At 54.3% G+C, this 749-nt stretch carries 1 protein-coding gene; it reads right to left on the bottom strand.

Translation table 11 applies throughout. The annotated features are described in order from the left end of the window. Positions 1-318 precede the first annotated feature (318 nt). On the bottom strand, positions 319-749 hold a 431-nt coding region (locus tag KK062_RS29850), incomplete at its 5' end, for a T9SS type A sorting domain-containing protein (protein ID WP_254088050.1).

Genomic DNA, 749 nt, shown 5'->3' with positions numbered 1-749 from the left:
TGTTTAAGGCGGATCTGGCGGAGAGTGAAGTGAAATATCTTTTGTATAGTCGATTTAAGGAGAAGGGAATTGTTGTGAAGTAGTTGCTAAATGCGGCTTAGGCCCCGCTGGCAAGAATTAGCGCCGAGCGTTAGCGGAGGCGCGGCTCTTGCGTTTAGTCCCGATCTCATCGGGGTGCCTTAAACTGTTGCCAGTCTCCAGGCTGGCGGGCAGTCCCCGCGATGCCATTCTGCTCGCGCCAGCTCCATAAAAAGCCTGCACACAAAACACGAATGTTTCGCGCACAGGCAGGATGCATCGACGAGGGGCTCCGTCGCGCTATCGGTAAATTATAAATCTCTTATAGAATATTGCTGCCGTTGTTTGGACGCGTAGTACGACTATGCCTTGCAGGCTCGTCGGGAAGTCGACGCGTATAGCGCCCGCATCGGTGGTCCAGGGGCTGTCGATTAGGCGGCCAGTTAAATCGTATATGTGAATGGATTCGGTTTGCTCGGACTGTAGGCCAGAAAGGTATATGCGGTTCTCCTGTGTGGGGTTGGGGTATACAGTGAATTGATCCCCAGTTTCTTCGGGCAGGCCGGTGACGAGCTCGTTGTTCCAGCGGGTGGGAAGCGTGGCGATTTCTTCGGGGTCCAGGGAGACATGGTAAAGCCGGACTTCGTCGAGGGTCCCTTGTAGGGAGTATTCGCGCTCGTCCGTAGACTTCTGGCCGAACGTTAGGGCTTTGTTGGTGATTTGGATCCGAC

Origin of the sequence: Dawidia cretensis, assembly GCF_018598175.1 — a bacterium.
Classification (GTDB): Bacteria; Bacteroidota; Bacteroidia; order Cytophagales; family Cyclobacteriaceae; genus Ohtaekwangia; species Ohtaekwangia cretensis.
Note: the sequence above shows the minus strand (reverse complement) of the source record. Positions and strands in the feature narration are given on the sequence as shown.